Consider the following 8825-nt stretch of genomic DNA (forward strand, 5'->3'; position numbering starts at 1 on the left):
GGCGTGCTGCCGGGCGCCCTTCGCGGACGTACGGGCGGACGGCTACACGGCCGCCGCGTCCGCCGCCTGGGCCCTCAGCGCGCGCTCGATGCCCGAGCGGGACTCCGAGACCAGGCGGCGCAGGGCCGCGTTGGGCTCGGCCGCCGCCAGCCAGTCGTCCGTCCGCGCCAGGGTCTCCTCGGAGACCTGGAGGGACGGGTACAGGCCGGTGGCGATCTGCTGGGCGATCTCGTACGACCGGGAGTCCCAGATGCCCTTCAGGACCTCGAAGTACCGGTCCGCGTACGGCGCCAGCAGCTCCCGCTGGTCGGTCTGCACGAAGCCGCCGATCACCGCCTCCTGCACGGCGTTGGGCAGCTGGCCGGACTCGACGACCGACGCCCACGCCTCCGCCTTGGCCTCCGCCGTGGGACGGGCCGCACGGGCGGTGGCCGCGTGCCGCTCACCGGCCGCGGTCCGGTCCCGCTCGTACTCGCCGGCGATCTCCGCCTCGTCGAACCGGCCGACCGCGGCCAGCCGCTCCACGAACGCCCAGCGCAGCTCGGTGTCCACGGCCAGGCCCTCGACGGTCTGCGTACCGTCCAGCAGGCCGTCCAGCAGGTCCAGCTGCTCCGGGGTGCGCGCGGTCGCCGCGAAGGCCCGCGCCCAGGCCAGCTGGTGGTCGCTGCCCGGCTCGGCCGCGCGCAGATGGGCCAGCGTGGCCTCGGTCCAGCGGGTCAGCAGGGCCTCGCGGGCGGCCGGGTCGGCGTACTGGTCGACCGCCAGCTTCACCTGGCGGTGCAGCGACTGCACGACGCCGATGTCCGACTCCTTGCCGATGCCGGACAGGACGAGGGAGAGGTAGTCGCGGGTGGCCAGCTCCGCGTCGCGGGTCATGTCCCAGGCGGACGCCCAGCACAGGGCCCGCGGCAGGGACTGCTCGAAGTCGCCGAGGTGCTCGGTGACGGTCCTCAGGGACTCCTCGTCGAGGCGGACCTTGGCGTAGGACAGGTCGTCGTCGTTGAGCAGGACGACGGCCGGGCGGGTGCGGCCGGTCAGCTGCGGCACGGCGGTCAGCTCGCCGTCGACGTCCAGCTCGATCCGCTCGGTGCGCACCAGCTTGCCGGAGCCGGCGTCGAGGTCGTACAGGCCGATGGCGATGCGGTGCGGGCGCAGGACCGGCTCGCCCTTGGCGCCGGCGGGCAGCGCCGGGGCCTCCTGGCGGACGGCGAAGGAGGTGACGACCCCGTCGGCGTCGGTGGCGACCTCCGGGCGGAGGATGTTGATGCCGGCCGTCTCCAGCCACTTGCCCGACCAGGTCTTCAGGTCGCGGCCGGAGGTCTCCTCCAGGGCGCCGAGCAGGTCGGACAGGCGCGTGTTGCCGAACGCGTGCCGCTTGAAGTAGGCCTGCACGCCCTTGAAGAACTCGTCCTCGCCGACGTACGCGACGAGCTGCTTGAGCACGCTCGCGCCCTTGGCGTAGGTGATGCCGTCGAAGTTGACGAGGACGTCGTCCAGGTCTCGGATGTCCGCCATGATCGGGTGCGTGGACGGCAGCTGGTCCTGCCGGTACGCCCAGGTCTTCATCGAGTTCGCGAACGTGGTCCACGAGTGCGGCCACTTCGAGCCGGGCGCGGCGGCCTGGCAGGCGATGGAGGTGTAGGTGGCGAACGACTCGTTCAGCCACAGGTCGTTCCACCACTCCATGGTGACCAGGTCGCCGAACCACATGTGGGCCAGCTCGTGCAGGATCGTCTCCGCGCGGACCTCGTACGCCGCGTCGGTCACCTTGGACCGGAAGACGTACTGGTCGCGGATGGTGACGGCGCCGGCGTTCTCCATGGCGCCCGCGTTGAACTCGGGCACGAAGAGCTGGTCGTACTTGGCGAAGGGGTAGGCGTAGTCGAACTTCTCCTGGAACCAGTCGAAGCCCTGCCGGGTCACCTCGAAGATCGCGTCCGAGTCGAGGAACTCGGCGAGCGAGGGCCGGCAGTAGATGCCGAGCGGCACGGACTGGCCGTCCTTCTCGTACACGCTGTGCACGGAGTGGTACGGGCCGACGATCAGCGCGGTGATGTACGTCGAGACGCGCGGGGTCGGCTCGAAGGACCAGACGTTGTCCTTCGGCTCCGGCGTCGGCGAGTTCGAGATGACGGTCCAGCCCTCGGGCGCCGTCACGGTGAACTGGAAGGTGGCCTTCAGGTCGGGCTGCTCGAAGGAGGCGAAGACCCGGCGGGCGTCCGGCACCTCGAACTGGGTGTAGAGGTAGGCCTGCTCGTCGACGGGGTCGACGAACCGGTGGAGCCCCTCGCCGGTGTTGGTGTAGGCGCAGTCGGCGACGACCCGCAGGATGTTGCGCCCTTCCAGCAGCCCGGGCAGGGCGATCCGCGAGTCGGCGAAGAGCTCGGCGGGGTCCAGCTGGTCGCCGTTGAGAACCACCTCGTGGACGGTCGGCGCCACCAGGTCGATGAAGGACTCGACGTCGCCCCGGGCGACGTCGAAGCGCACCGTGGTCACGGACCTGTAGGTTCCGCCCTCCTGCGCGCCGGAGAGGTCGAGATCGATCTCGTACGAGTCAACGGTGAGCAGCTCCGCCCGCTGCCGCGCCTCTTCGCGAGTCAGGTTTGTGCCAGGCACGCGGTCATCTCCTCGTTATGTGTCGGTTGCGCCATCCTTCCATGGGACCCGCAGGTAACGCGATGTCCGGATACCGCCGGTCAGCGGGGCGGTCGGGCAGGACGCTGGGCCGTATGACGACCTACACCGCACGGCCCGTCCCGTCCGAGGCCCTGGAGGAACTGCGCACGGCCGACGACGCCGGTCGCCCCCTCGTCCCGTTCACCGACGAGGAGGGCGGCTCCCCGCTGCGCTGCTGTCTGCGGCCGAGCGAGCCCGGCGAGCTGATCGCCCTGGTCTCGTACGCGCCGCTGCGCCGCTGGGCGGCCGCGACGGGGGCCGCTCCCGGGGCGTACGACGAGCAGGGGCCCGTCTTCATCCACGCCCGGGAGTGTCACGGTCCCGAGGGCGGCGCGCTTCCCTTCACGGGCGCCCACCGCACCCTGCGCCGCTACTCGGCCGGCGGCCGGATCCTCGGCGGCCGCCTCGTGGAGCCCCCGGAGAGCTTCGAGGCGGCCTTCGCGGAGGCCTTCGCCGACCCGGAGGTGGCGCTGGTGCACGTGCGGGCGGTGGAGTACGGGTGCTTCCTGTACGAGGTCCCGCGGGGCTAGCCCGTCCGTCCCGCCGGGCCGCCGGTCGCGGCGGCCGCGTCCCGCAGGGCCTCCAGGACCCGGGTCACCGCCCGGCCCGCCTCCCCGCCCCTGCGCACCGCCGCCACCACGTGCCGTACCGGCCGGTCCGCGCCGAGTTCGCGCAGCACCACCCCGTCCCGGCGGCCGGCCGCCATCCTCGGCACCAGGGCCACGCCCATCCCCGCCTCCACCATGGCGAGGATCGCCGTCCAGCCGGAGGCGGAGTGGCCCTGGTGGGGACTGAAACCGGCGGCCTCGCAGGCCCGGCGGGTGATGTCGGACCAGGGGCCGCTGCCGCCGAAGATCCAGGGTTCGGCGGCCAGGTCGGTGAGCCCGAGGCGAGGGGCCGTGGCCAGGGGGTGGTCCGGGGGCAGGGCGACGTCGAGGGGGTCGGTGAGCAGGGGCAGGCGGGTGAAACGGGGGTCGGCGGCGCTGGGGGCCTCGGCCGCGAGGGACAGGGCGAGGTCGACCTCCCCGGCGGCGAGCAGTTCGCAGGCCGCGGCGGCCTCCGTCTCGCGGACGCGCACGGTCACCGCGGGATGGGACTCCCGCAGGGCCCGTACGGCGGGCACGACCAGGGCCGGTACGGCGGTCGGGAAGGCGCCGACCCGGACCTCGCCCGCCTCCCCGAGGGTGTACGCGGCCAGCGCGGCCTCGGCGCGCTCCAGCTGCTCGAAGACCGCCTCGGCGTGGGTGAGCACCAGCCGGGCCGCGTCGGTGAGCCGGACCCGGCGGCCGTGGGCCTCCAGCAGGGGCACACCGAGCTGCCGGGCGAGGTTGGTGAGCTGCTGGGAGACCGCGGACGGTGTCATGTGCAGGGCCTCGGCCGTCGCGGTCACGGTGCCGCGTTCCCGCAGGGTGCGCAGGATCTGCAGCTTGCGGACGTCCCACTCGGCCATGGCGGCACGCTACCGGTTCAGCCCCGGGACGCCGCCCCGAGCACGACCCCGCCCAGGATCAGCGCCATCGACAGCAGCTGGGGCCGTCCCGTGGTCTCGCCGAGCAGCGCCCAGGACAGCAGGGCCACGCACACCGGCTGAAGGTGGTAGACGATGCCGGCGCGGGTGGCGCCGATCAGGGCGACGGCCTTGTTCCAGGCGAAGAAGGCCACGGCGGAGGAGGCCACGCCGACGTAGAGGAGGGGCAGGACCGTGCGGGGTGTCGCGGGGAAGCCGCCCTGGAGGGCGAGGCTCGCGGCCTGGACGGGCAGCAGGAGGACCGTGCCGACGAGGAACGTGGTGAACAGGAAGCCGGTGCCGTCGAGTTCGGCGGGCCTGCGGCGCAGCAGGGCGCTGTAGCCGGCGAAGCAGCAGGCGGCCGCGATCATCCACAGGTCGCCGGGCGCGAAGTGCGCGCCGCCGCCGACGAGCAGTGCCACGCCCGCGCAGGCGACGAGCAGCCCGGTGACGCGGCGCGCGCCGAGCCGTACGCCGCCCAGCCGTTCGAAGACCGCCATCAGCACCGGCGAGGCGGCCATGATCATGCCCATGGTGGGGGCCGTGGTGGTCAGTCCGGCCTGGTTGACGAGGGTGTTGTAGACGGCCACGCCGAGCAGGGAGGCGAGGAGGACGTAGCGGCCGTGCCGGCGGATCGTTGCCCGCTGCCGCCAGGCCCGCCGGGCGCCGAAGGGGGCGACGGCGGCCAGGGCGATCACCCAGCGCCAGAAGGCGTGCTGGACCGGCGGGACGCTGTCGTGCAGCCCCCGGGAGGTGACGAAGCTGCCGGACCAGACGAGGGTGGCGAGGGCGGCGAGGGCGAGACCGGCCGCGGGTGCGGCCTTGCGGGCGGAGGGGGCGGAGGCGGTGGTCCTGTGCAGGACGGCGGCCACGGGGCTCCTTTCGGTTCGGTGGTGTGCCCCTACCGTCACAGCGCCGTGTCCGTCAGGTCCATCGAATCATTTCGACCGTTCTTTTCAGCAGAGCTGAAAGGTCGGCAGCTCGTCCACCTCCGCGCGCGCCGACGTCAGGAGCCGGACGGCCTCATGCGGGCTGTCACACCGTCACGCCCGCCCCGAGATGCCGGGCCACGGCCGCTTCGACCGCCTCCGGGTCGGCGGTGTCGGCGGCCCAGGCGATGTAGCCGTCGGGGCGCACCAGCAGCGCCGTACGGCGGTCGCTCGCCCAGCGGGCCACGGTCAGCCGGTCCGCGCGGCCGGCCCCCGCCTCGTACGGCTCCGGGGCGATCAGGACGAAGCGGCCGCCGCGCAGCGCCTCGTACAGGCGGGTGCCGCCGGCCAGGCGGACGTCCGGGACCCGGGTGCCGGTGAGGCGGTGGGCGCCGCGGGGCGCGGGGTAGCGGTAGCCGAGCCCGGTGACCTGGCCCGCCACCTTGCGGCGGGCGGGGCCGACGGCGTTCAGGAACGTGGTGAGCGCGGCGCGGCCCGCGAGCGTCCAGGGACGCTTGGCCATGGCCATCCGGACGATCCCGCCGCTGCTGCGCAGCACCGCCCTTCCGACCGGGTGCCGTTCGGCCTGGTAGCTGTCGAGCAGCCCGGGGTCCGCGTGCCCGCCGGCGACCGCGGCCAGCTTCCAGCTCAGGTTCGCCGCGTCCTGCAGCCCGGTGTTCATGCCCTGCCCGCCGGCCGGGGTGTGCACGTGCGCGGCGTCCCCCGCGAGGAAGACCCGGCCCACCCGGTAGGCGGGCGCCTGCCGCTCGTCGCTGTGGAAGCGGGACATCCAGCGGGCGTCGTGCATCCCGAAGTCCCGGCCGAGGGCGAGCCGGGTGATCTCCTGGACCTCCGCCAGCTCCAGCGGCTCGGTGTCCGGGACGTCGCGGCCCCGGTGCCAGCCGATCACCCGGTAGTAGCCGTCCCCGAAGGGCGCGAGGAAGGCGAAGGCGTCCCCGACCGCGTCTACGGTGAGCAGGGTCTCCGGCTTCTCGGCCAGCCTGACGTCGGCGAGGACGACGGACCGGATCACCGACCTGCCCGGGAACGGCAGCCCGACCGCCTCCCGCACCGCGCTGCGCATGCCGTCGGCCCCGACCACATAGGCGGCCCGGAGGCTCTCCGTGTCCCCCTCGGGCCCGCGGACCTCGACCGTCACCCCGTCCGCGTCCTGCGTGAGGCCGGTCAGCTCGGTCTCGTACCGGAAACCGGCGCCCGCCTCGACCGCCCGCCGCTCCAGCGCCTTCTCCACCTCGTACTGCGGGAGCACGAGGAGATGGTTGAAGCGGGAAGGAAGCGCGGCGAGGTCGATGGCGAGGTGGCCGAAGAGGCTGAGGCGGTCGAGGGGCCGCCCCAGGGCCTCCAGGCCATCGGCCAGCCCGCGGGCGTCGAGCTGTTCGAGGGTGCGGGCGTGCAGGACGAAGGCGCGGGAGAGGTTGCTGATCCGGTGGGGGCGCTTCTCGATCACGGTGACCGGGACGCCGGCGGCGGCGAGGTCGCCGGCGAGCAGCAGACCGGTCGGGCCGGAGCCGACGACGATGACGTTCCCGCTGGTGCGACCCGTGGTGCCGGTGTTTCCCGTGGTGCCGGTCATGATGACCTCCTGGGTGCCAACGCCCGTTGGCCAACAACTGTTGGTCAACGCTTGTTGGCAAGCGTAGACCCGCATCAGGGAGAGGGTCAACACTTGTTGGCCTACGCATGTTGGCCTACGCTCGTTGACATGACCGTACGCCGCTCCGACACCACCCGTACCGCCATCCTCGCCGCGGCCCGCGAGCGCTTCGCCGCCGACGGCTACGAGCGGGCCACCATCCGGGCCATCGCCAGGGACGCGCGCATCGACCCGTCGATGGTGATGCGGTACTACGGCAGCAAGGAGGGGCTCTTCGCGGCGGCCGTCGCGCTCGATCTGCGCATGCCGGACCTGGCGCGGGTGCCGCGGGAGGAGGTCGGGCAGGCCCTGGTGGGCCACTTCGTCGACCTGTGGGAGGAGAACGAGGAGCTGCGCGCCGTGCTGCGGGTCGGCGTCACCAACCAGGCCGGGGCCGAGCGGATGCGGGACATCTTCCGCGAGCAGCTGCTGCCGGTGGCCCGGCAGGTGTGTCCCGACCCGGAACAGGTGCCGACGCGGGCCGCGCTGTGTGCCGCGCAGGTGCTCGGGATGGCCCTGACGCGCTATGTGCTGCGGCTGCCGGCGGCGACGGCGCTGTCCCGGCAGGAGCTGGTGGCGTGGCTGGGACCGGCCGTGCAGCGGTATCTGACCGCGCCGAACCCCTGAGCCGTACGGCCGGAACCGTACGTGAAAACACGAAGGGCGCCGGTCTCACCCGGGTACGGCGTCACGCGCGTACCGACGGGAGGACGGGCGCCCCCGGCAGGAGGACCGGACGGTCCGGTCAGGCCTTGACGTCGACCTTGGACGACGTGGTGTCCTTCTTGGGACGGGACTTGTCCAGCACCATCACCAGACCGGTGATGACCGCGAACAGCGCGAGCGGGAGCAGCACGTAGAGGCCCACGGTCTGGATGACGCTCAGGCCCGGGCCGGGGTCGTCACCGTCGTCACGGGCCAGCGCGAGCGCGGGGGACGACATGAGCAGCATCATCAGCGTCGTACCGGCGGCCAGGGCGCCGGCGCGCAGGGCGTTCTTCTTGTCCACGCATTCAAGTTAGCGAATCACCCGGAAGGACGCGCGTCCGGGGTCCCGTAGTGGGGACTCATGGGACCCTGCCCTCCCCCCCCAGTACCGCGAGGAGTGCCCTGAGCCGGGGCGAGGCCGTCAGCTCCTCCAGCGGCACCGGACGCCCCGTCCGGTCCGCGATCGGCAGCCGCCAGTTCGGGTACTGGTCCCAGGTGCCCGGCAGGTTCTGCGGGCGGCGGTCGCCGACGCCGTCGGGCAGCCAGACGCCGATCAGCCGGGCCGGGGTGCGCAGCAGGAAGCGGTGGACCGCGCGGATCTCCTCCTCCTCGTCGGAGCCGGGCGGGCCGGCCGCCGGGCTGTCGAGCAGACCGAGGCTGCCCAGCAGGGCGAGCCACTCCGCGATGTCGGCGACGGCCTCGGCGCGTTCCTCGGCCGCCGGGCGGGTGAGCAGGCCGAGCCGGTCGCGCAGGTCGACATGGTCGCCGGTGAGCCGGGCGGCGGTGGGCGGCAGATCGTGGGTGGTGGCGGTGGCCAGGCAGTCGGCGCGCCAGCGCTCGGGCGGCAGCGGGCGGCCGTCGCCCTCCCAGTCGCGCTCGAACCACAGCACGGAGGTGCCGAGCACCCCGCGCCGCTGGAGCGCCTCGCGGACGCCGGGCTCGACGGTGCCGAGGTCCTCGCCGATCACCACGGCCCCGGCCCGGCCGGCCTCCAGGGCCAGGATGGCGAGCATGGCCTCGGCGTCGTAGCGGATGTAGGTGCCCTCGGTGGGCGGGCTGCCCTGGGGCACCCACCAGAGCCGGAACAGGCCCATGACGTGGTCGATGCGCAGGGCGCCGGCGTAGCGGAAGAGGGCGCGCAGCAGGTCGCGGTAAGGGGCGTGGCCGCAGGCGGCGAGCCGGTCGGGGCGCCAGGGCGGCAGGCCCCAGTCCTGGCCGCGGGCGTTGAAGGCGTCCGGGGGCGCGCCGACCGACATGCCGGCGGCGAACACGTCCTGCTGCGCCCGTGGTTCGGGAAAGAAGCGGGGGGTCAAGCAAATGAGCGGCATCGACATCCGGCGCATCGGCGGCC

The 8825-nt window shown here is 73.6% G+C and carries 8 protein-coding genes; 2 read left to right on the forward strand and 6 right to left on the reverse strand.

Translation table 11 applies throughout. The features are described 5' to 3' along the window. Positions 1 to 42 precede the first annotated feature (42 nt). Complete coding sequence (gene pepN / locus ACWEN3_RS34420; protein WP_452979009.1) at positions 43 to 2616, reverse strand: aminopeptidase N; 2574 nt, start codon at positions 2614 to 2616, stop codon at positions 43 to 45. A 113-nt stretch (positions 2617 to 2729) separates the two neighbouring features. Between pepN and ACWEN3_RS34425 the strand changes: the two genes are divergently transcribed. Next, a complete protein-coding gene (locus ACWEN3_RS34425; protein ID WP_452979011.1) occupies positions 2730 to 3206 on the forward strand; it encodes a DUF1203 domain-containing protein in 477 nt (158 codons plus the stop codon). Here the strand turns inward: ACWEN3_RS34425 and ACWEN3_RS34430 are convergent. The 3 genes from ACWEN3_RS34430 to ACWEN3_RS34440 form a co-directional block, all read right to left on the reverse strand. Then, positions 3203 to 4126, reverse strand: a complete 924-nt coding sequence (locus ACWEN3_RS34430; protein WP_452979014.1) for a LysR family transcriptional regulator — start codon at positions 4124 to 4126, stop codon at positions 3203 to 3205. The two genes, ACWEN3_RS34425 and ACWEN3_RS34430, sit on opposite strands and share 4 nt — an antisense overlap. 17 nt (positions 4127 to 4143) lie before the next feature. Continuing rightward, positions 4144 to 5055: a DMT family transporter gene (locus ACWEN3_RS34435; protein WP_452979017.1), complete on the reverse strand. Its 912-nt coding sequence runs from the start codon at positions 5053 to 5055 to the stop codon at positions 4144 to 4146. Between the two features lie 163 nt (positions 5056 to 5218). Next, positions 5219 to 6706 (reverse strand): FAD-dependent monooxygenase, encoded by a 1488-nt coding sequence (locus tag ACWEN3_RS34440; protein WP_452979020.1) that lies wholly within the window; start codon positions 6704 to 6706, stop codon positions 5219 to 5221. 129 nt (positions 6707 to 6835) lie between these two features. Here ACWEN3_RS34440 and ACWEN3_RS34445 point away from each other — a divergent pair, with 129 nt between their 5' ends. Continuing rightward, on the forward strand, positions 6836 to 7393 hold the full coding sequence (locus tag ACWEN3_RS34445) for a TetR/AcrR family transcriptional regulator (RefSeq protein ID WP_452979023.1): 558 nt from the start codon (positions 6836 to 6838) through the stop codon (positions 7391 to 7393). Positions 7394 to 7511: 118 nt separating this feature from the next. Here the strand turns inward: ACWEN3_RS34445 and ACWEN3_RS34450 are convergent, their stop codons facing one another. Together ACWEN3_RS34450 and ACWEN3_RS34455 are read right to left on the reverse strand one after the other, a co-directional pair. Beyond that, positions 7512 to 7775, reverse strand: coding sequence for a hypothetical protein (locus ACWEN3_RS34450; protein WP_452979026.1), 264 nt, complete (start codon positions 7773 to 7775; stop codon positions 7512 to 7514). Between the two features lie 58 nt (positions 7776 to 7833). Continuing rightward, a partial coding sequence (locus ACWEN3_RS34455) for a 4-alpha-glucanotransferase (protein WP_452979028.1) occupies positions 7834 to 8825 on the reverse strand: 992 nt, incomplete at its 5' end.

This window comes from Streptomyces sp. NPDC004561, from assembly GCF_053602155.1.